General features: G+C 69.4%; 20 protein-coding genes. 8 read left to right on the forward strand and 12 right to left on the reverse strand.

Going from position 1 to position 21,678, the window contains the following annotated elements; translation table 11 throughout:
- Positions 1–9: 9 nt before the first annotated feature.
- Positions 10–783 (reverse strand): sulfite exporter TauE/SafE family protein, encoded by a 774-nt coding sequence (locus V9G19_RS07240; RefSeq protein WP_462284794.1) that lies wholly within the window; start codon positions 781–783, stop codon positions 10–12.
- 40 nt (positions 784–823) lie between these two features.
- Here V9G19_RS07240 and V9G19_RS07245 point away from each other — a divergent pair, with 40 nt between their 5' ends.
- Positions 824–1,540, forward strand: a complete 717-nt coding sequence (locus V9G19_RS07245; protein ID WP_462284795.1) for a CDP-alcohol phosphatidyltransferase family protein — start codon at positions 824–826, stop codon at positions 1,538–1,540.
- A 2-nt stretch (positions 1,541–1,542) separates the two neighbouring features.
- Here the strand turns inward: V9G19_RS07245 and V9G19_RS07250 are convergent, their stop codons facing one another.
- From V9G19_RS07250 to V9G19_RS07260, 3 genes are read right to left on the reverse strand one after another with little or no spacing between them, the layout of a single operon-like run.
- Positions 1,543–2,835 carry an SPFH domain-containing protein gene (locus V9G19_RS07250; protein ID WP_462284796.1) on the reverse strand — a complete coding sequence of 431 codons (1,293 nt, stop codon included), beginning with the start codon at positions 2,833–2,835 and terminating at the stop codon, positions 1,543–1,545.
- 54 nt (positions 2,836–2,889) lie between these two features.
- The gene (locus V9G19_RS07255; protein ID WP_462284797.1) at positions 2,890–3,366 is read right to left on the reverse strand and encodes an NfeD family protein; all 477 of its coding nucleotides are present in this window, start codon (positions 3,364–3,366) and stop codon (positions 2,890–2,892) included.
- Between the two features lie 30 nt (positions 3,367–3,396).
- Positions 3,397–4,221, reverse strand: coding sequence for an ABC transporter ATP-binding protein (locus tag V9G19_RS07260; protein ID WP_462284798.1), 825 nt, complete (start codon positions 4,219–4,221; stop codon positions 3,397–3,399).
- Positions 4,222–4,321: 100 nt separating this feature from the next.
- On the opposite strand from V9G19_RS07260, the gene argA reads away from it, so the two are divergent.
- Entirely contained in the window at positions 4,322–5,689 is a 1,368-nt protein-coding gene (gene argA, locus V9G19_RS07265) for an amino-acid N-acetyltransferase (RefSeq protein WP_462284799.1), read from the forward strand.
- 32 nt (positions 5,690–5,721) lie between these two features.
- Here the strand turns inward: argA and glgA are convergent, their stop codons facing one another.
- Complete coding sequence (gene glgA / locus V9G19_RS07270; protein ID WP_462284800.1) at positions 5,722–6,915, reverse strand: glycogen synthase; 1,194 nt, start codon at positions 6,913–6,915, stop codon at positions 5,722–5,724.
- 109 nt (positions 6,916–7,024) lie between these two features.
- Here glgA and glgC point away from each other — a divergent pair, with 109 nt between their 5' ends.
- From glgC to cphA, 4 genes are read left to right on the forward strand one after another with little or no spacing between them, the layout of a single operon-like run.
- Positions 7,025–8,275, forward strand: a complete 1,251-nt coding sequence (gene glgC / locus V9G19_RS07275; protein WP_462284801.1) for a glucose-1-phosphate adenylyltransferase — start codon at positions 7,025–7,027, stop codon at positions 8,273–8,275.
- Positions 8,276–8,333: 58 nt separating this feature from the next.
- Complete coding sequence (gene serB / locus V9G19_RS07280) at positions 8,334–9,017, forward strand: phosphoserine phosphatase SerB (protein WP_462284802.1); 684 nt, start codon at positions 8,334–8,336, stop codon at positions 9,015–9,017.
- Positions 9,018–9,062: 45 nt separating this feature from the next.
- Complete coding sequence (locus V9G19_RS07285; RefSeq protein ID WP_462284803.1) at positions 9,063–9,917, forward strand: cyanophycinase; 855 nt, start codon at positions 9,063–9,065, stop codon at positions 9,915–9,917.
- Between the two features lie 48 nt (positions 9,918–9,965).
- Positions 9,966–12,737, forward strand: coding sequence for a cyanophycin synthetase (gene cphA / locus V9G19_RS07290; RefSeq protein WP_462284804.1), 2,772 nt, complete (start codon positions 9,966–9,968; stop codon positions 12,735–12,737).
- Positions 12,738–12,964: 227 nt separating this feature from the next.
- Here cphA and V9G19_RS07295 read toward each other — a convergent pair whose 3' ends face one another.
- The 4 genes from V9G19_RS07295 to fabG form a co-directional block, all read right to left on the reverse strand.
- Positions 12,965–13,336 carry a tetratricopeptide repeat protein gene (locus V9G19_RS07295; protein WP_462284805.1) on the reverse strand — a complete coding sequence of 124 codons (372 nt, stop codon included), beginning with the start codon at positions 13,334–13,336 and terminating at the stop codon, positions 12,965–12,967.
- A gap of 79 nt (positions 13,337–13,415) precedes the next feature.
- On the reverse strand, positions 13,416–15,143 hold the full coding sequence (locus V9G19_RS07300; RefSeq protein WP_462284806.1) for a Mur ligase family protein: 1,728 nt from the start codon (positions 15,141–15,143) through the stop codon (positions 13,416–13,418).
- 5 nt (positions 15,144–15,148) lie between these two features.
- Entirely contained in the window at positions 15,149–15,907 is a 759-nt protein-coding gene (gene fabI, locus V9G19_RS07305) for an enoyl-ACP reductase FabI (protein WP_462284807.1), read from the reverse strand.
- Between the two features lie 46 nt (positions 15,908–15,953).
- Complete coding sequence (gene fabG / locus V9G19_RS07310; RefSeq protein WP_462284808.1) at positions 15,954–16,664, reverse strand: 3-oxoacyl-ACP reductase FabG; 711 nt, start codon at positions 16,662–16,664, stop codon at positions 15,954–15,956.
- 105 nt (positions 16,665–16,769) lie between these two features.
- On the opposite strand from fabG, the gene V9G19_RS07315 reads away from it, so the two are divergent.
- Positions 16,770–17,099 carry a DUF3099 domain-containing protein gene (locus tag V9G19_RS07315; protein WP_462284809.1) on the forward strand — a complete coding sequence of 110 codons (330 nt, stop codon included), beginning with the start codon at positions 16,770–16,772 and terminating at the stop codon, positions 17,097–17,099.
- A 15-nt stretch (positions 17,100–17,114) separates the two neighbouring features.
- Here the strand turns inward: V9G19_RS07315 and moaA are convergent, their stop codons facing one another.
- Positions 17,115–18,131 carry a GTP 3',8-cyclase MoaA gene (gene moaA, locus V9G19_RS07320; protein WP_462285045.1) on the reverse strand — a complete coding sequence of 339 codons (1,017 nt, stop codon included), beginning with the start codon at positions 18,129–18,131 and terminating at the stop codon, positions 17,115–17,117.
- A 106-nt stretch (positions 18,132–18,237) separates the two neighbouring features.
- On the opposite strand from moaA, the gene V9G19_RS07325 reads away from it, so the two are divergent.
- Entirely contained in the window at positions 18,238–19,074 is an 837-nt protein-coding gene (locus tag V9G19_RS07325; RefSeq protein ID WP_462284810.1) for an SURF1 family cytochrome oxidase biogenesis protein, read from the forward strand.
- A gap of 50 nt (positions 19,075–19,124) precedes the next feature.
- On the opposite strand, the gene V9G19_RS07330 is transcribed toward V9G19_RS07325, so the two are convergent.
- Both V9G19_RS07330 and V9G19_RS07335 read right to left on the reverse strand, forming a co-directional pair.
- The gene (locus V9G19_RS07330) at positions 19,125–21,002 is read right to left on the reverse strand and encodes an ABC transporter ATP-binding protein (protein ID WP_462284811.1); all 1,878 of its coding nucleotides are present in this window, start codon (positions 21,000–21,002) and stop codon (positions 19,125–19,127) included.
- 71 nt (positions 21,003–21,073) lie between these two features.
- A complete protein-coding gene (locus V9G19_RS07335; RefSeq protein ID WP_462284812.1) occupies positions 21,074–21,655 on the reverse strand; it encodes a TerD family protein in 582 nt (193 codons plus the stop codon).
- Positions 21,656–21,678 lie beyond the last annotated feature (23 nt).

Genomic DNA, 21,678 nt, shown 5'->3' on the forward strand with positions numbered 1-21,678 from the left:
GCGCTCACGTCACGGGAACCACACGATCTTCACGATGCCCGCGATGCCGACGGCGATGATGATCGCGCGCAGCGCCGGTGCCGGCAGGCGGCGTCCCACGCTGGCCCCGATCAACCCGCCGGCGAAGGTGCCAACCGCAATCCACAGCACGACCCACCAGTTGATGTGCTCCCGCGCAAAGACGATAAAGACCACGGCGGCAAGGGAGTTCGCCGTGGTCGCCAGGACGTTCTTGTAGCCGTTGAGAGTCTGCAGGTCCCCGTGGGCCAGGGTGCTGAGCAGGCCCATCAGGATGACCCCCTGGGCGGCCCCGAAGTAGCCGCCATACATCCCGGCGATCAGAATGCCCGCGAGCAGGGCGGGGTACTGCCAGCCCGGACCGGCGGCCTCGTCGTGGTGGCGCGCGCGGGCCCACGCCTGGATCCGGCCACCGAAGACGACCATGAGCAGCCCAAAGAGAATGAGCACCGGCACGATCGCCGAGAACGCCTTGGCGGGCAGCACGAGCAGAAGCACCGCCCCGATCGTCGAGCCGAGCATCGAGACGGGCACGAGGCGCCGCAACTGCCGGCCGTGTCCGGCCAATTCGCGCCGGTAGCCGAAGGACGCGGTCAGGCCCCCGGCGACCATCCCAATGTTGTTGGACACATTGGCGGTCACGGCGGGATACCCAAGGACGAGCAGGGCGGGGAAGGTGATCAATGACCCCGACCCGACGATCGCGTTGATCGTGCCCGCTCCGACCCCGGCGAGGATGACGAGAAGTGCGTCGAGAACGGACACGGGCTCACCATACGGCGCATGAACCCCTAGGGTGACGCAGGTGACCGTTGCCGGACTAGAAGCGCGCATTCCCGCGCTGCTCGTGCACGGCTATACCGCGGTCGGCGCCGTGCTCGCGCTCATGATGGTGAACTGGTCCTATCAGGGCCGCACCCGCGATGTGCTCTGGCTGTTTCTGATCGCGATGGTCATCGACGGCACCGACGGCTTCCTCGCCCGCCGCTTCGACGTCAAGCACGTGCTGCCGTGGTTCGACGGGGCGCTGCTGGACAATATCGTCGACTTCATCACCTATGCCTTCGCCCCGATGGTGCTGCTCTGGGCGACCGGCTACCTCCCGGGCGGCCTGCTCGGCGGAGTTGTGGCGGCGATCCCGGTCCTGGCGTCGTGCTATCAGTTCTGTCGCACCGACGCCAAGACCGAGGACCACTTCTTCCTCGGCTTCCCGAGCTACTGGAACATCCTCGCCTTTTATGCCGTCGTCGGGTCGCTGTCACCGGCGCTCACCTCGGGGATCGTGATCGCGCTCGCCGTGTTGGTCTTCGTGCCGATCAAGTACATCTACCCGAGCCGCACGGCCTTTTTGTGGCGCGCCAACATGACGCTCGCGACGCTTTGGCTGATCCTGTATGCCGCGATCACTGCCGGCCTGCCCGACCCGTCGCCGCTGCTGGTCGCCGTGTCGCTGCTCTATGTCGGCTACTACCTCGTGGTGAGCATCTGGATGACCGTGCGCCGGCCGAAGGTGGGCGGCTGACGCTACGCCGACGGCGGGGGCGGGTAGTTCGCCGGCGGGAACGGTTGGCCCTGGGGCGTCGGCGAGGCCCCGCCGGCGGGAGGCGGAGGGGGCGCGAGCGCCGGGGACGGCTGGGCCTGGGTGCGCTCCTCTGGTTCGAGCGCGGCCTCGCCCTCGGCGCCGGGCTGCGGGTCAACCTCCACCTGAAGTTCGGCGCGGCGGGGCGCGGCAGCCAACGTCGGCCGCTCCTCGCGCCCGGTGATCGAGCGCTCCTCGCGCCCGGAGATCGATCGCTGATTGGCCTCGTTCTCGGCCTGACCGGCCTGTCCACGGGCTTCTTCCAGCGCCTTGGCCGGGTCCTCCAAGGTCGTCTCGGCGAAGGCGTTGGCCAACTCCTCGGTCGGCTCGACCCATTCGTCGTCCTCTTCGGAGGGGGTGGCGCCGCCCCCGGTCCCGCCGAGGGTGTTGCCGATCCCGCGCAGCGCGTCGGTCAGCTCGGAGGGGATGATCCACATCTTGTTCGCATCGCCCCGGGCGAGCTGCGGGAGGGTCTGGAGGTATTGGTAGGCGAGCAGCTTCTGGGTCGGCTTGCCGCGGTGGATGGCGTCGAAGACCTGCTGGATCGCCCTGGCTTGCCCCTGAGCCTCCAGGATGCGCGCCTGGGCCGAGCCCTCGGCCCGCAGGATTGCCGACTGCTTCTCGCCCTCGGCGGTGAGGATCTGGCTGGCCTTGACGCCTTCGGCGTTAAGGATCGCGGCGCGGCGGTCCCGCTCGGCCTTCATCTGCTTTTCCATCGACTCCTGCACCGACATCGGCGGGTCGATTGCCTTCAGCTCGACGCGGTTGACCCGGATTCCCCACTTGCCGGTCGCCTCATCGAGGACGCCGCGCAGCTGGCCGTTGATCTGGTCGCGCGAGGTCAAGGTCTGCTCGAGGTCGAGGGATCCGATGACGTTGCGCAGCGTGGTGACGGTCAGCTGCTCGATGCCCTGGATGAAGTTGGCGATCTCATAGACCGCGGACTTCGCGTCGATGACCGAGTAGTAGATGACGGTGTCGATGTTCACGACGAGGTTGTCGGAGGTGATCACCGGCTGCGGCGGGAAGGAGACGACCTGCTCGCGCAGGTCGATATTGGCGCGCACCTTGTCGACGAAGGGCACCAGGAAGTGGATGCCGCCCTCGAGGCTGCGTGAATAGCGGCCGAGCCGCTCGATGATCAGCGAGGTCTGCTGCGGCACGATCCGCACTGTGCGGATGATGACGATGATCGCAAAGATCACCAGCAGGGCAAGGACGATCAGCCCTGGCGTCATGTGGGTTCGCTCCTTCGGTATGCCGATTCGGCACCTATGTGCTTGTGCCGCACCCTATTCGAGTGCGTCTTGGGGGATGGTGGGGGCGCCGCTGACGATGGCGGTGGCCCCCTGGATCTCGATGACCCGGACCTCTTCACCGGGCTCGCACACCCGCTCGCCGGCAGCGGTGCGTGCCGACCAAATGTCGCCGGCCAGCTTGATCCGCCCGTCGGTCGAGGTCACCGACTCGACCACCCGGGCGCTGCGCCCGACCAGGGAGGCGCTGCCGATGCCGTGATCGGTCACGGTGTCCAGGAAGCGCGAGCGGGCCATCGGCCGCACGACGAAGACGAGCAGCGCGCCGACGATCACGGCGATGATCACCTGGGCGGGGAAGGCTGCTCCCAGCGAGGCGGCCAACGCGCCGGCAAGCGCCCCGCCCGCCAGCATGACGAACACGAAGTCGACGGTGGCCACTTCCACGGCGGCCAGGGCCAGCGCCAGGCCGAGCCAGGCCAGCCACTCGTTGTCGCTCAGCCACTCCCTCATCGCCGGGCTTATCCTCCCTGTTCTTCCTGGTTATGACGCCGCTGCGGCCGCAGGAGTTCCGGACTCCGTCACCGCGGCCGCCCACGCGCTGAACCGGTCACCATGCCGGTCCAGGTGCAGCGGCATACCGAATGTTGTCGACAGATTGGCCGCGGTCAGCGTGATCTCGATCGGCCCTTGGGCCACGACTTCGCCATCGCGCAGCAGCAGCACGTCGGTGAAATTCGGAGGGATCTCCTCGACGTGGTGGGTGATCAGCACCAGGGCGGGTGCCTCGAGATCGGCGGCCAGGGCGCCGAGCCGGGCGACGACGTCCTCCCTGCCCGCCAAGTCCAGACCCGCGCCGGGCTCGTCGAGCAACAACAGCTCGGGATCGCTCATCAGGGCGCGAGCGATCTGCACCCGCTTGCGCTCCCCTTCGGAAAGGGTCCCGAAGGTGCGCTCGGCGAGGTGCGCGGCGCCGACAGCGGCGAGCAACTCCGCCGCTCGCGACTGATCGAGGCGGTCATAACTCTCCCGCCAGCGACCGACCACGCCATACGAGGCGGTGACGACGACATCGCGGACGCGCTCGTGGCCCGGGATGCGCTCGGCCAGCGACGCCGACGCCAGCCCGACACGGGGACGCAACTCGAAGACGTCGACGGCGCCGAGGACCTCACCGAGGACTCCGGCCACGCCGCTGGTCGGGTGCAGCCGGCCGGCCGCGATCTGGATCAGCGTCGTCTTGCCGGCGCCGTTGGGGCCCAGCACGACCCAGCGCTGGCCTTCCTCGACCTCCCAGTCGATCTCCTTGACGAGGTATTTGCCCCCGCGCACCACGCTGACGCCGGCGAACGCCAGGACATCACTCATGGTCTCGACAGTAGTACACACCAGTTCTCGGGCCGGGCAGCGAAGCGCTCCCGGCGGGCCGGTTAGAGTCGGGAACCGTGACCCTTCAACCGGTGTCCTCGTGACCCACGATGCGCTGCGCGGCAGCGGCTTGGCGCCGGTGGACGGCGAGACGTTCGTCGCCGCGTTGCGCGGCGCCGCACCGTATGTGCACGCCCACCACGGCAAGACCGTCGTCATCGTCGTGCCCGGTGAAGTGTGCGCCCGCGCCGACACCGACCGGCTGATCGGCGACATCGCGTTGCTGCACTCCCTCGGCGTGCGGCTGGTTCTGGTTCACGGCGCGCGCCCGCAGATCGAGGAGCACTTGCGCCTGCAGGGCGTGCCGAGCCGTTTTGAGGGCGACCTGCGGGTCACCGACGCGGCGGCGATGCGGGCGGTCAAGGCGGCCGTCGGAGATCTGCGGATGGATCTGGAGGCGCGGCTGTCGGCCAGCCGCAGCCTGACCGTGCGGCAGGAGACGCAGTTGCGCGTCGTCGGCGGGACCTGGGTGACCGCCCGCCCGGTGGGGGTGCGCGGTGGCGTCGATCACGGCCTGACCGGCGAGGTGCGCCGAGTCGACATCGCCCAAATCCGCGGTGCGCTGGCCAGCGGCCAGGTCGTCCTGCTCTCCCCGATCGGATACTCCCCCACCGGCGAAACCTTCAACCTGCGCAACGCCGACATTGCCGAGGCCGTGGCCATCGGGCTCGGCGCGGACAAGCTGATCTTTGTCCTGGAATCCGAGCCCCGCTCCTGGCCGCTGGCCGCGTCCGCCGGCGATTCGCTGCAGTTGTCGGTGCGCGAGGTGGCGCCGCTGCGCGGCGAGTTCGGCGAGAGCCTGTCCGCGGAGGACCGCAACTGCCTGCGCGCCGGGGTCGCCGCGGTGCGCTCCGGGGTGCGCCGCGTGCACCTGATCGGCACCGAGGGACACTCGCCGTTGCTGCGCGAGCTGTATACCCGCGACGGGTGCGGGTTGATGATCGTGCGGGACGACGACTACGACTCGATCCGCCCTGCCCGAGTCGAGGACGCGACCGCGATCGCGGAGCTGATCCAGCCGCTGGAGCAGGCCGGCATCCTGCGGCCGCGTTCTCGCGAGCAGCTCGAGCTGGACATCGCGACCTTTTCGGTCATCGTCCGTGACGGCCTGGTCATCGCTTGCAATGCGCTGGTCGACTTCCCCGCCGAGAAGGCCGCGGAGTTCGCCTGCGTCGTCGTGCACCCCGACTATCGCCGTCGCGACCTGGCCGCCGTGCTGCTGCGGCGCGCCCGCGCCACCGCTCGCGCCCGCGGCTACCGCAGGCTCTTCGCCCTCACCACCCGCACCCCGCACTGGTTCCTCGAGCACGGGTTCGTCCCCGGCTCGGTCTCCGACCTGCCGGCCGGCAAACAGCGCTCGTATGACGCTTCCCGCGCCTCCCTCGTGCTCGTGCTGGACGCGCCGTAGCTCCTGGGCGGCCGCGGCGACGCTCCGCTCGCTCAGGCGCCGAGGACCTCGCGATAGACGGCGAGCGTGCGGTCGCCGATGCTTGCCCACGAGAAGGAGTCGACGGCGCGGACGCGGCCGGCCAGGCCGAAGGCGCGGGCCCTCTCGCGGTTGCTGACCGCCTCGTTGAGGGCGGCGGCCAGATCGGCGACGAATGTGTCGGGGTCGACCGGGGTGCCGGTGCCGTCCTGGACCTGCTCGATCGGCACCAGCCAGCCGGTTTCGCCGTCCATCACGACCTCGGGGATGCCGCCCGTCGCGGTCGCCACCACCGGCAGCTCGCAGGCCATCGCTTCGAGGTTGACGATGCCGAGCGGCTCATAAACCGACGGGCAGACGAAAACCGTTGCCGCCGTCAGCATCGCGGTGACCTGCCGTCGCGGGAGCATCTCGGGGATCCAGACAACGCCCTGGCGGGTCGTGCGCAGCTCCTGCATCAAGCCCTCGACCTCGGCCATGATTTCCGGGGTATCTGGGGCGCCGGCGAGCAGCACGACCTGGACGTCCGGCGGCAGCTGCTGGCAGGCGCGCAGCAGATAGGGCAGGCCCTTTTGGCGGGTGATCCGGCCGACGAAGATAACTGCCGGCTTGTCCGGGTCGACCCCGTGTGAGCGGACCGCGTCGAGGTCGTGGTTGGGCTGCCAAATCTGGGAGTCGATGCCGTTGTGGACGACCTTGACGTTGGCCGGGTCGATCGACGGATAGCTGCGCAGCACGTCCTGGCGCATGCCCTCGCTGACCGCGATCACCGCCGCCGCCGCTTCGTATGCCGTCTTCTCCACCCACGAGGAGACGCGGTAGCCGCCGCCGAGCTGCTCGGCCTTCCACGGGCGCAGCGGCTCCAGGCTGTGAGCGGTGATGACGTGCGGCATCCCGCCGAGCAGGCTGGCGACCAGCCCACCGAAGTTGGCATACCAGGTGTGCGAATGCACCAGGTCGGCGCCGTCGGTGCCGGCGACCATCGACAGGTCGATGCCCATCGTCTGGATGGCGGCGTTGGCGCCGGAAAGCTGGGCCAGATCGCCATACCCAAAAGTGTCCGCCTCCTCCCGGGCCTCGCCGAAGCAGTGGACGCGAACGGTCATGTCGCCCCGGGCACGGAGCGCCCGGACGAGTTCGGCGACGTGGACGCCCGCGCCTCCGTAGATGTTCGGCGGATACTCCTTGCTGAGGATGTCGACGCGCACGAAGCCCAACCTAGTGGCTCGCGCCGTCACCGGCCAGTGCGGGTGACGATCACACAAACACCCCGGGGATCCCTCGCACGCGGCCCGCCGAGCGACTAGGTTTTCTCGTATGGCCAGAAGGAATGGGACGAAGGTTCTCGCGATCGTGCTCGCCGGTGGGGAGGGCAAGCGGCTGATGCCGTTGACCGCCGACCGCGCCAAACCGGCCGTGCCCTTCGGCGGCATCTATCGGCTGATCGACTTCGCGCTGAGCAATATCGTCAACTCCGGCTACCGGCAGGTCGTCGTGCTGACCCAGTACAAGTCCCACAGCCTCGACCGGCACATCTCCAAGACCTGGCGGATGTCGACGATGCTCGGCAACTATGTCGCCCCGATCCCCGCCCAGCAGCGGGTCGGCAAGAGCTGGTATCTCGGCAGCGCCGACGCGATCTATCAGTCGCTGAACACGATCAAGGACGAGAAGCCCGACATCGTCGTCGTCGTCGGGGCCGACCACGTCTACCGCATGGACTTCAGCCAGATGGTCGAGCAACACGTCGAAACCCAAGCCGGAGTGACCGTTTCGGCGATCCGCCAACCCATCGGGCTGGCCGACCAGTTCGGCGTCATCGAGGTCGACCCGGCCGACCCCAAGCGGATCAAGGAGTTCAAGGAGAAGCCGACCGACGCCGTCGGCCTGCCCGACGCGCCGCACGAGGTGTTCGCGTCGATGGGCAACTACGTCTTTGACGCCGACGTCCTGGTCGACGCGGTCACCAGCGATCACAGCCTCGAGGGCAGCAAGCACGACATGGGCGGCGATATCGTGCCGTCCTTCGTCAGGCGGGAACGCGGCTACGTCTACGACTTCAAGAACAACGACGTCGACGGCAGCACCGACCGCGACCGCGGCTACTGGCGCGACGTCGGCACCTTGGACTCCTACTACGAGGCCCACATGGACCTGGTCTCGGTGCACCCGGTGTTCAACCTCTACAACTACGAGTGGCCGATCTACACCCATTACGGGTTCTTCCCGCCGGCCAAGTTCGTCCACGGCAGCCACGGCCGGTTCGGCGAGGCGCTCAACTCGGCCGTCTCCCCCGGAGTGGTGATCTCCGGCGCCCGGGTGACCGGCTCGGTGATCGGGCCCGCGGTCAAGATCCACAGCTACACCGAGGTGGCCGACTCGGTCATCCTCGATGGCGTCGAAATCGGTCGGGGCTGCCAGGTGCGCCGGGCGATCATCGACAAGGGCGTCACGCTCGCCGAGGGGACCACCATCGGTTTCGACGTCGAACGAGACCGGGCCCGGGGCTTCACGATCACCGAGTCCGGCCTGACGGTCGTCGGCAAGGAGGCCGTGGTCGGGCCCTGATCGCCCCGCGGTTCGACGCCTGGCGCGAGGGGGGCGGCCCGCGGCATACGGTTAAGGCGTGTTGATCGCCCGACCTGAGCGTGTCGCGGCCGTGCGCGCGAACGCTCGCCTGCTGCTCGTCAGCGATGTCGACTCGACGTTCATCGGCCAGGAGGTCATCGACCTGGTTGCCGCCCACGCGGGCGCACAGATCGAGGTCGAGGCCATCACCGCGGCGGCCATGCGCGGTGAGTTGGACTTCGCTGCGAGCCTGCGCGCCCGGGTGGCGGCCCTGGCAGGCGTGCCCATCGAGGCGCTGGCGGCCGTCCGCGAGCAGGTGAGCCTGACGCCGGGAGTGGTCGAGCTGCTGGCGTGGGCGCGGCGGCGCGGTCACTCCGTCGGGTTGGTGTCCGGAGGCTTCCACGAGATCATCGACCCGCTGGCGGCCACCCATGGCATCCGACACGTGCGCGCCAACCGGTTTGCCACCGCGAACGGCCGGTTGACCGGTGACCTCGCCGGACCGATCATCGATCGCGCGGCCAAGGCCCTCGCGCTCAGCGAGTTCGCTCGCGCCGAGGGGTTGCCGGAGGCCGCCTGCGTCGCCATCGGCGACGGCGCCAACGACGTGGCGATGATGGCGCGCGCCGGCCTGGCGGTTGCCTTCGCCGGCAAACCGGCCGCCGTCGGCGTCGCCGATGTCGCCCTCCCCGGGCCGCGGTTGGACGATCTCCTCGACGTGCTTGACCCCGGCGCGCGGTAGCACCCTGACGGGTCTATAGGTGGCCCGCTCCTCTAGGCTGACGCAATGGCCGCGCCCGCCCACCGCCCCACTCTGCTCATCATCGGCGGAGCCGAGGACCGACGCGGCCGGTCCTCAATTCTGCGCCGCTTCGTGCGTCTGGCCGGCGGCAAGCAGGCGACGATCGCGATCATCCCGACCGCATCCTCCTTCCAGGACGAGGTCAGCAGCGCGTATGCCGAGGTCTTCGCTCGCTTGGGCGCCCGCACGTGCGCGGTGGTCGACCCCCGCGACCGGTCCGAGGCGAGCGACGAGCGCCTCGTCGCCCGGCTCGATGAAGCCACCGGCGTCTTCCTGACCGGGGGGTCGCAGCTGCGGCTAAGCCAAGTCGTCGCCGGCACGCCGAGCGGCGAGGCCATCCACCGCGCCTACCGTCGGGGCGCGGTGATCGGCGGGACCTCTGCCGGCGCCTCGATCATGAGCGAGTTCATGATCGCCCTCGGCGACGAAGGCGTCACCCCACGGCAGCGCGCCAGCCAGCTCAGCCACGGCCTGGGCCTACTCCCCGGCGTGGTCATCGACCAGCACTTCGCTCAGCGGCAACGCTATGGCCGGCTGATGTCGGTGATCGCCATGTCCCCCAACCTGATCGGCATCGGCATCGACGAGAACACCGCGCTGGAGGTCGTCGACGGGATCACGGCGACGGTGCTCGGTCGGGGCGGTGTCCACATTCTCGACTGCCGGGCGGCGATCACCGACGCCCCGGACGCGCGCACCGGTGCTCCGCTGCTGGTGTCGAATGCCGTGGTCCACGCCCTCCCGGCGGGCGCGACTTTCGACTTGGACAAGCGGGTGCTCGTCGACTTCGTCGAGAAGCACCTGGATGCCGGTATCAGCCAAGCCGGCGCCCGCGCCTGATCCACGCCCCCCGTCCCCTGACCGCTTTCCCCCGACACGGAGCAGCCGATGAGCGATTCGCGCCCCACCCCCGCCGGTCCGCTGGCTGCGGACCTGCGCATCCTCAGCGAGCGGGTCTATCGCGGCGGCAACATCTGGTCCTATGAGCCGGCCATCCACTTGGTCGTCGATCTCGGTGTCCTGGAGGGATATCCGACCGACACGATTCCCGGGTTCACGGACCGGCTAATGGAACTCCTGCCTGGCGTAGCCAGCCCTTCGTGTTCGCGCGGGCGCGAGGGCGGCTTCGGGGAGAGGCTGCGCGAGGGCACGTGGCTGGGGCATGTCGCCGAGCACGTGGCACTGCAACTGGAGCAGGAGGCCGGGCACGACCAGCGGCGCGGCAAGACCCGGATGATCACGGGGCGACCGGGGGTCTACAACGTCGTTTATGGGTATGCCGACGAGGGCGTCGGGCTGTCCGCCGGACGGCTGGCGGTGCGCCTGATCAACCACCTGATCCTGCCCGAGGAGGGCTTCGACTTCGCCGAGGAGCTCGACCTCTTCTTGCGCCGGGCCGAGCGGACCGCGTTCGGCCCCTCGACGCAGGCGATCTTGGAGGAAGCGGTCAGCCGCGACATTCCGTTCATCCGGCTCAACTCGGCCTCGCTCGTCCAACTTGGGCAGGGCGTGCACGCCCAGCGCATCCGGGCCACGATGACGAGCAGGACCGGTGCCCTCGCCGTCGACATCGCCAGCGACAAGGAACTGACCGGGAAGTTGCTCGCCTCCGCGGGCCTTCCCGTGCCCAAGCAGGAGACGGTGCGGACGGTGGAGGGGGCCGTCGCCGCCGCCCGGCAGATCGGCTATCCCGTCGTCGTCAAGCCGCTCGACGGCAACCACGGCCGCGGGGTTTGCCTCGACCTGCAGGACGAGAGCGAGGTGCGAGGCGCCTTCGCCGTCGCCCAAGCCGAGTCGCGGCGCGGCTGGATCATCGTCGAGTCCTTCGTCACCGGCAAGGACTATCGCTGCCTGATCGTCGGTGGGCGAATGCAGGCGATCGCCGAGCGGGTCCCGGCCCATGTCGTCGGCGATGGGCAGCATACGGTCGCGGAATTGGTGGCGATCACCAATGCCGACCCGCGACGCGGCGTGGGACACGAAAAAGTGTTGACCCGCCTCAAAGTCGACGGCGCCGCGGTGGAACTGGTCCGCGAGCAGGGCTTCGGGATGGACGACGTGCCGCCCGAGGGGAGGATGGTCAAACTCGCTCTCACCGGCAACATGTCGACCGGCGGCATCTCGATCGACCGGACGTTCGACGCCCACCCCGATAACGTCGAGATCGCCGAAGAGGCGGCCCGGATGATCGGGTTGGACGTCGCCGGGATCGACTTCATCTGCCCCGATATCACCGCACCCGTGCGCGAGACCGGCGGCGCGATCTGTGAGGTCAACGCCGCGCCGGGGTTCCGGATGCACACTCACCCGACGATCGGGGAGCCGCAGTTCATCGCCAAGCCGGTGGTCGACCTGTTGTTTCCGCCGGGCGCGCCGTCGCGGGTGCCGATCGTTGCGGTGACCGGGACCAATGGCAAGACGACGACCGCACGGATGATCGCGCACATCCTGAAGGAGACCGGCAAGAAGGTCGGCATGACCTCCACCGACGGCGTCGTCATCGACGAGCGGCTGGTGATCAAGGCTGACGCGTCCGGTCCTCGGTCGGCCCGGATGGTGCTGCAGAACCCGCGGGTCGAGGTCGCCGTCATGGAGGTCGCGCGCGGCGGGATCCTGCGCGAGGGTCTGGGCTATGACCGCAATGACGTCGCGGTGGTCACCAACGTCGCCCCGGATCACCTCGGGATGAAGGGAATCGACACCCTCGAGCAACTCGCCCACGTCAAGGCTGTCGTCGTGGAAGCGGTGCCGCGCGCCGGTTTTGCGGTGTTGAACGCTGACGACCCGCTGGTGCGGGCGATGCGCAGCCGTTGCTCGGGCGCTATCGTCTGGTTCTCCATCCAGTCGCCGGACAGCGCCGAGCGGCGCTTTATCGACCAGCGGCTGCGCCGCGGCGGACGGGCCGTGGTGCTCGAGCCGACCGACCGTGGCGACATGATCGTTATTCGCCAGGGTGCCCGCTCGATGCAGTTGGCGTGGACTCACCTGCTCCCGTCGACCTTTGGCGGCACGGCGATGTTCAACGTCGCCAACGCGATGGCCGCGGCCGGCGCGGCCTTTGCCACGGGGGTCGGGCTGCACGACATCCGCCAGGGGCTGCGCACGTTCACCACGAGCTACTACCTCTCCCCCGGCCGGATGAACCAGATCAACGTCCGCGGTGTGGAGGTCTTCGTCGACTACTGCCACAACGCCCCCGGAATGGAGGTGCTCGGGCAGTTCGTGGACCGCTACGCCGACGCCAAGGCGCTGACCTCGGAGTGGGGCAAGATCAGCCGGATCGGGATGGTCGCCACCGCCGGCGACCGGCGCGATCAGGATCTGCGCGACCTGGGCGCGGCCGCGGCCAAGTACTTCGACGTGCTCGTGGTCCGCGAGGACACCCGGCTGCGGGGCCGCCCGCCCGGGGAGGCTGCCACGTTGCTGGTCGAGGGCGCCCGGGCCGCGCAGGCCGCGGGCGGGGGGCGGGTGCGCCAGATCGAGACCGTCCTCGACGAAGTCGCCGCCGTGCGCCACTGCCTGGCCCGGGCCAACCCCGGCGACATCGTCGTCCTGTGCGTCGACCAGCACGTCAAGGTCATGGCCGAACTGGAGTCGATCACCCACTCGGTCCAGGCCGGATCCCGAGCGGACGAGGGAACCCCAGAACCCGAGGCATAACATCCAACCTCTCCACGCGCCCGCGCTACGGGCGGGCCGGCTTCGGCGCCGCTGCGAAGGCCGCGGAAGCTTCAGCGGGAAGCTAAGTCACTGCTTCCAAAATGGAAGCACAGACGAGTCACTGCTTCCGTTATGGAAGCACAGACGAGTCACTGCTTCCATAACGGAAGCAGTGACTTAGCACGTCGGCCGAACACCCAACAGCGCCGGGCCGGGCACGCGTTGGATCAGCCGCCGCGCAGCTCGGCGGCATACCGGGTGAGGGCTGCGCGATAGAGCCGGGTGTCGTCGTCGGTGGCGCGGGCCAGGAGGGCGTCGATTAGGTCAGCGACGGCGTGATCGGCTAACCCTGCGTCGAGGGCGATCAGCGCAGCGAACGCGGAGACCGCGGCGCTTTCGGTCCGCTCCTGACGCAACTGCGCGACCAGTGTGGCCGCGGAGTCGAGGCGCCCGAGGTTGCGCAGGCTGGAGGCCAACTGCAGTTGGGCCCGGTGGCGGTGCGGCTCCCGCAGGCCACGGGCGAGGGCCCGCTCATAGAGGTCGACCGCCTCGGCTTCGCGGCCGGCCGCATCGTGGGCGCCGGCGACCTCGAAAAGCACACGCGGATCGTCCGGCGCTCCTGTCAGCAGCTCGGCGGCACGCTCCAGCCGCTCGTCCTCCGGGAGCGCCCAGAGCCGCTCAAACTCCGCCTCGTCGCGGTGTTCTCCTTGCGCGGCAAGGACCTTTTCCCGGATGCCGTTCGCGTCGTCCGCGTGCCCGGCCGCGCTCGGTGATCCACTCGACGAGCCGCGCCCGCTGCTCATGGGTCATCACCGCGATGACATCGCCGTCGGTGGCGACGGCTGCCAGCGCCGCCGCGGCGGCGAACTCGTTCGCATGGGCGGTCACCTGCGCAACCCCCGCCCGGGCGAGACCGGCCCCAAAAAGCGTCTGGAACTCCTCGGGCGAGCGGCCGCGCAGGTACTTCTCCTTGTGGGCGATGACCACCCGATCGGCCCGTTGACCGGCGACCTCGCCGAGCGCGAGAAGGATGTCGTCGGTGCGATCGCCCGCCGTCCCGAGGGCGAGGAACACACGGTCACCTGGCCGCCGCAACCCGGTGGCGACATCGAGCAGCGCATCGAGACCGGCCTCGTTGTGCGCCAGGTCGAGGATGATCGTTGCGGCCCCACCGGTGACCGGCAGCGTATAAATGTTCATCCGGCCCGGGTTCAGCAGGTCGTCGGTGACGAAGTCGCGCAAGCCCGCGACGACCTGCTCGCGGGGCAGGTCGAGCGCGAGCGCCGCCGCCGTTGCGGCGAGGACGTTTGCCGTGTTGTGCCGAGACAATCCAGCCAGGGCCGCCGGAACCTGATCGAGCGCGACGATCCGTTCGGTGACCCCGCCCGGCAACAGCACGGTGATGTCCCCGTCCATCACGGTGATCCCGCGCCCGCCGCCGTTGATTCCCTCCCGCAGCGCGGGCGCCGCCGGGTCGAGGGCAAAGGCCCACGGCCGGGCCTTGGTGCGTGCCCGCATCGCCCACACCCGCGGATCCTCACCGTTCAGCACGGCCCAGCCGTCCGGCTTGGTCACCGTGACGATGATCGCCTTGACTTCGGCGAGTTGGTCGAGGGTGTCGATGCCCTGCAAACCGAGATGGTCGGCCGAGACATTGGTGACGACGCTGACGTCGTTGGCGCTAACGCCCATCCCCCGCAACAGCAGCCCGCCCCGGGCGGTCTCGAGCACGCCGACCTCGAGCCCAGGGGTATCAAGGACTCCCCGCGCTCCGGCCGGGCCGGAGTAGTCGCCGGGCTCGACCACCTCCCCCATCGCCACGATCCCGTCGGTGGAACTCCAGGCGGTCGTGCGGCCCGCGGTCATGCACAGGTGGGCGAGCAGCCTGGTGGTCGTCGTTTTTCCGTTGGTGCCGGTGATGGAGACGACCGGGACCTGCGGGGCGCGCACCGCAGGCGGCGCTCCCGGCTCGGCCGTGGCCACGGCACGCCCAAGGTCGGCGATCGCTGCTGGGCCATCGGCGCCGTCGAGCAACCCCTGCAGCAGTGGCGCCAACCCCTCGCCCAGGACCCGTGCCCGGCCGCGGCGACGCCACACCGCGGCGACCGTCAACTCCCCCGGCCGTTGCCCCGCCCGCACCCGGATGCCGACCCGCTGCGTGCCGGCGGCGCGAGCCACGGACCGGATGACGTGCGGGACCAGGCGCGCCAAGAACGCCTGCCGCTGGGCCGATTCCGGTTCCCCGATGCGGGCGCGCAGGCCGAGGACGCGCGCCAGGGACTCTAGCTGCGGCGCGGGCGCGGCAGCATACGAGCCGAGGTCGAGCCGGACCTTGACGGCGGGCCGGGTGAAATACAGGTTAGGTCCCTCGAGGAGGCGGACCTCCTCGGCGACGACGTCCGGCATACGGCCTATTGACCCATGGCGTGCACGCCGCCGTCGACGTGCAGCATCTCGCCGGTCGTCGCGGGGAACCAATCGGAGAGCAGCATGACGCACGCTTGCGCGGTCGGCACGGGGTCGCTGACATTCCAGCCCAGCGGGGCGCGCTCGTCCCAGACCCGCTCGAACTGCTCGAAGCCGGGAATCGACTTGGCCGCCGTCGTGCGGATCGGGCCGGCCGAGACGAGATTGCAGCGGATGCCCTTCGGCCCGAGGTCACGAGCGAGATAACGGTTGGTCGACTCGAAGGCGGCCTTGGCGACGCCCATCCAGTCATAGACCGGCCAGGCATACCGGGCATCGAAGGTCAGGCCGACGATCGAGCCACCCTCGCCCATCAGCGGTAGCGCGGCGACGCCGAGGGCCTTGAGGCTGAAGGAGCTGATCTGAATGGCCGTCGCCACGTCCTCCCACCCGCACTCGAGGAAGTTGAAGGCGCCCTGCGGAGCAAAGCCGATCGAGTGCAACACGCCGTCGAGGCGGTCGGTGTGCTCGCCCAAGCGCTCGGTGAGGGAGTTCAGGTCGTCCTGGTTGGCGACGTCGAGTTCGATCACCGGCGGGGTGCTCGGCAGGCGCTTGGCGATCGTCTGGGTGATCTTCATTGTTCTGCCGAAGGAGGTCAAGATGACCGTGGCTCCCTGCTCCTGCGCGAGCCGCGCCACATGGAAGGCGATCGATGAGTCCATCAACACGCCGGTGATCAGCAGGGTCTTGTCCTTCAGGAGCATGCCGTTCCTTTCATTGCCGTATGCGGAGGAGGTCGTGCGCGTTCGGTCAGTGCCCCATGCCGAGGCCGCCGTCGACCGGGATGACGGCGCCGCAGATGTATGCCGCTTCGTCGGAGGCGAGGAAAACGACGGCCGCGGCGACCTCCGCGGGCGTCGCGAACCGTCCGGCCGGGATCGACGCCTTGTACGCCTTTTGGCGTTCCTCGGGCAGCTCGGCAGTCATCTCGGTCTCGATGAAGCCCGGCGCGACGACATTCGCGGTGATGCCCCGCCCGCCCAGCTCGCGAGTGATCGAGCGGGCCAGGCCGACCAGGCCGGACTTGCTCGCCGAGTAGTTCGTCTGGCCCTGCCCGCCATACAGGCCGACGACGCTGGAGACGAAGATCAGCCGACCGAAGCGCTTCTTGATCATCCCGGTGCTGGCTCGCCGGGCGCAGCGAAAGGCCCCGGCCAGGTTCGTGTCGATGACCGCGTCGAAGTCCGCGTCCGGCATCCGCATCAACAGGCCGTCCTTGGTGATGCCGGCGTTCGCGACGACTACTTCGACGGGCCCGCCCAGCTGCTCCTCGGCTGCCGTGAACGCGGCGTCCACCGAGGCAGTGTCACTCACATCCCCCGCGACGGCGAGCAGGTCGTCGGGCGCCTCACCGGATCGGGACATGACCACGACATGGTGGCCGGCCTCTCGCATCGCCAGGGCGATCGCGAGGCCGATGCCGCGGTTTCCGCCGGTCACCAAGACGTTGCGAGCGGTCATCGGGACGCCTCCTTGGGCCGAGATGGTGCACAGTCGAGAACGGCTAGGACGAACCTAGTGGACAAAGAGGGGTCAGCGCCCGCCATCGCGACGTACGCTTGACGCGTGCGCAAGGTTCAGCCCGGGGCCGTTCAGTCGGTCACGACCGCGCACGAGAGTCTCGAAGCCGAGCAACTGCACCGGATCAAGCGCTACCTGGTCACGATGGCCATCCGAACCATCTGTTTTGTCGCGGCCGTCCCGTTGCAGGGGTGGATGCGCTGGACATCGGTCGCGCTGGCCGTGGTCCTGCCCTATTTCGCGGTCGTCATGGCCAACGCCGTCCGGCCGCGGTTGGCCGGCGACATGCAGTCGGTCACCCCGGTTGTACCGCTGATTCATCACGAGGCTGACGTGGCACCGAGCTATGTCGTCGACCGCGAGCGCCCCGCCTGATAGCGCAAGCCAGGGCTATCCGCCGATCGCCGACATCGGCCGGTCGGGCTGATGGAAGCCGGGGGTGCCGATACCGTGTCCGGCCCCCTTGCGCCACATCTCGGCGCGGATGACCGCCACGATCTCCGCGTCGGTGGCCCCGGCCCGCAGGGGATCGCGCAGGTTGGCCTCGGAGTTCGCGAACAGGCAGTTGCGCAGTTGCCCATCGGCCGTAAGCCGGACCCGGTCGCACTCGCCGCAAAACGGCCGGCTGACGCTGGCGATGATTCCGACGCTCGCGGGGCCGCCATCGACCAGGAAGCGCTCGGCCGGGGCGCTGCCGCGGCCCGCGACCGGGGTGAGCGTGAACCGCTCGGTCAGGCGCTGCTCGATCTCGTCGGCGGTGACCATCGCCCCGGCCCGCCAGGTGTGCTGCGCATCGAGCGGCATCTGCTCGATGAACCGCAGCTCGTAGCCGCGATCGATGCACCAGCTGAGCAGGTCGGCGACATCGCCGTCGTTGACGCCGCGCATGGCCACCGCGTTGACCTTGACCGGCGCCAGCCCGGCGTCGGCCGCCGCCTTCAAACCGGCCTCGACGTCGGCCAGCCGGTCGCGGCGGGTGAGGGCGACGAATTCGTCGCGGTCGATCGTGTCCAGCGAAACGTTGACCCGATCGAGCCCGGCGGCGGCCAGCGGGGCCGCCAGCCGGTCTAGGCCCACGCCATTGGTCGTCATCGCGATCATCGGCCGCGGCGTCAGTGCCGCGATACCGGCGACGACGTCCACAAGCGAGCGGCGCAGCAATGGCTCGCCGCCGGTGAGGCGGACCTGGCGCACGCCCAGTCCGACGAGGATGCCGACGAGCCGGACCAGCTCGGCATCGGTGAGCATCTGCGGCTTGGGCAGCCAGGGCAGGCCCTCCGCCGGCATGCAATAGGTGCACCGCAGATTGCACCGGTCGGTGACCGAGACCCGCAGGTCGCGCGCCACTCGGCCGAAGGTGTCGAGCAGCGGCCCATCTGCGGGCGCGTCGGGGCGCACGCTCGGCATGGGCAGGTCGGTCACGACGCCCAGCCTAAGCGGCCAGACGGCGCTCGCGCGGCTCGCGCGGCGATCCGGCCCAAACCCGCCGCGGCAAGCCAGGTACCGTGACCAGGTGATCCGGGCGCTGCTGACTCCGCGCTGGCTCGGCGCGCTGCTCCTGTCGGCGCTGTTCGCCGTCGCCGCCTACCACCTCGGGCACTGGCAATACGGCCGCTACGTGACCAAGCACGACCGCAACGACCGGATCGCCGCTCACCTCCGTGCCGACCCCGTCCCCCTCGATGGCCTGCTCGGCGCCGGCCCGATGCCGATCGAGCGCGAGTGGACGCATGTCCGTGTCCAGGGCACGTATGCCGCTCCCGAGCTGCTCGTCCGCAACCGCACCCTGGATGGGACCAACGGATACGAGGTGCTCACTCCGCTCGATCTCGGCGACGGCCGGACGCTCCTTGTCGATCGTGGCTGGGTTTCGCCCTCCGGCGCCGGGGCCGCGACGTTGCCGGCGGTCACGGCCGCCCCGGCCGGGCCGCAACACCTCGTCGGCTGGCTGCGTGGGGGCGAACGCTCCCGCGGGAAGGCCTTGCCGACCGGCCAGTTGGCGAGCATTGACCTCGCCGAAGCGGCGGCGCAGGTGGGGCGGCCGGTGCTTGGTGGCTACCTCCAGCTCGACGGTCCGATCCCGGACACCAGTCCGCTCCCACAGAACAGCGCTCCGCAACTGCCGCGCCCGCTGGGGCGCCCGGACACCAGCCTCGGCCCGCATCAGGCCTACGCCTACCAGTGGTGGGTCAGTATGCCGCTCGGCTTCGTCCTCGTCTTCTTTGGCCTGCGGCGCGAATTGGCGGCCGGCCGCGACGCAGACGCGTCTGACCAGGCCACCACGCCAGCCAAAACGCCCACGGCCGCCAAGCCCAAGAAGGTGCGGATCTGGGACGAGGAGGACGCCTGACCGGACGGAGCCCGGACCGGACGAAGCCCGCGGGGCTGGCCGCCCCTGGGTCAGCCGGCGACTGGCGCGTCCTCATCGAGGAACTGGGTGCGGTAGAGATCGGCATACAGCCCGCCGTGGGCAAGCAGGTCGCGGTGGCGGCCACGCTCGACGATCCGGCCGGCGTCGACGACGAGGATCTGATCGGCGCGCCGGATGGTCGAGAGCCGGTGGGCGATGACGATCGCGGTGCGGCCCTGCAAGGCGGTGTCGAGGGCACGCTGCACCATGAGCTCGGATTCGCTGTCCAGGTGGGCGGTGGCCTCGTCGAGGACCAGCAGCCCGGGGCCCTTGAGCAGCAGCCGGGCGATCGCCAGGCGCTGCTTCTCACCACCGGAGAGGCGATAGCCGCGGTCGCCCACGACGGTGTCCAGGCCCTGCGGCAGCGCGTCAACGAGGTGGAGGATCTGGGCGGCGCGCATCGCCTCGCGCATCTGCTCCTCGGTTGCCTCCGGACGGGCGAACAACAGGTTGCCGCGGATCGTGTCATGGAAGAGGTGCGACTCCTGGGTGACGACACCGACGGCCGCGGTGACCGAGCCGATCGTCGCCTCGCGCACGTCGATCCCCTGCAGCCGGACCGTACCCCACGTGGGGTCATAGAGCCGCGCGACCAGGTTGGTGATCGTCGTCTTGCCGGCGCCGCTCGGCCCGACGAGCGCGATCAGCTCGCCCGGCTCGGCGCGGAAAGTCACGTCGCTGAGCACCTCGGCTCCCGCTTTGCGATCGCCGCTGGCGGTGACCTCGAGCGAGCGCAACGAGACCTCGTCGGCGCCGGGATAGTGGAAGCCAACCCCGTCGAACTCGACGGCGACCGGCCCGCTCGGCAGCGCCCGGGCATCCGGGGCCTCGACGATCGCCGGGGCAAGGTCGAGGATCTCGAACACGCGGGTGAACGACACCAGGGCGGTCATGATGTCGACCCGAACGTTGCTCAGCGTCGTCAGCGGGCCATAGAGCCGCCCGAGCAGCGCCGCGAGCGCGATCAGCGTCCCGACAGTCAAGCTCGCATCGATCGCCATGACTCCGCCGACGCCATAGACCATTGCCGTCGCCAGCGAGGCGATGAAGGTGAGCGCGACGAAGAGCACGGTGCGGTTCATCGCGATCTTGACCCCGATGTCGCGCACCCGGGCGGCCCGATCGGCATACTCCCGGTCCTCGCGGCCGACGTCACCAAAGAGTTTGACGAGCAGCGCGCCACCGACGTTGAACCGCTCGGTCATCCGCGTGCCCAGCTCGGCGTTGAGCGACATCTGCTCGTGGGTCAAGCCGGCCAGGCGTCGGCCCATCCAGCGCGCAGGCAGCAGGAAGACGGGCACGAGGATCAGTGCGGCGAGCGTGAGCTGCCAGGACAGGGCGAACATCGCGATCAGGATGAGGGTCAGCGAGACCGCGTTGCTCACGACGCTGGACAGCACGCTGGTGAACGCCTGTTGCGCTCCGATGACGTCGTTGTTGACCCGCGAGACGAGCGCTCCGGTCTGGGCGCGAGTGAAGAACGCGATCGGCTGACGCAGCACGTGCGCGAACACCTCGGTGCGCAGGTGATAGATCAGCCCCTCCCCGATGCGGGCGGAATACCATCGCGACCACACCGACACCAACAGGTCGAGGACGGCGATGCCGGCGACGATCAATGCGAGCGTGACGACCAGCGAGCGATCCTTGGGGATCACGCCGTGGTCGATCAGCCGGGCCAGCAGCAGCGGCACCGACACGACGAGGATCGAGTCCAGGACGACGAGCGCGAGGAAGGCCGCGATGATGCGGCGGAAGGGCGCGGCATACGACAGCACGCGGCGCGCCGTGCCCGGCGGCAGCGTGGCATCGGCGACGCTGCCGTCGCGGGTGAGGCTGTGCATGACCTGCCAGGCCGACATGCTCATGGCCCTAGTCAACCGCGGGCAGCCGACTCTTCTTCCCGGGCATGCCGGCCTGGCAGCCAGCGCCGTCCCGGTCAGCCCGCGAGGAGCCCGTGCGCCGACAACGCTCCGGCGAGACCGCCCATGTTGAAGTCACCGATTGCGCGGAAATGCCACTCTGTCCCTTCGCGGAAAAGCTCTCCGAAGATCAGGCAGTCCTGACCGGCCGCGCCGTCGGTCAGCGAGAATCGCGCCAGCTCCCGGTTGTCGCTCTGATTGACAACGCGAATGAACGCATTGTGCACCTGTCCGAAATGCTGTCCTCGGCCCGCGGCCTCGTGGATGCTGACGACAACTCGTAGACGTTCGACCTGCGCGGGAACCTGGCTGAGCACGGCCAGGATCTCCTCGTCGTCGCCCTCGCCCTCGCCGGTTCGGCTGTCGCCGCAGTGCGTCACGGCGCCCGAGTAGTGGACCTTGCTGCCATAGAAGACGAAGTCACCGTCCGATGCGCATCGCCCCCACGAGTCGGTCAGGAAGACCGACGCGTCCAGGTCGAACTCGACGCTGGCCTGCGCCGGGTCCCACCCGAGGCCGATCATGATGCGGTCCAGCGGAGCCGGTCCGGACTCCTTGCTCAAGGAGACGACGCCGCCCTTGGACAGGTTGATTGCCATGTTGTTCTTCTCTCTTTCGTTGA

The organism is Nostocoides sp., assembly GCF_037045025.1.
Lineage (GTDB): Bacteria > Actinomycetota > Actinomycetes > Actinomycetales > Dermatophilaceae > Nostocoides_A.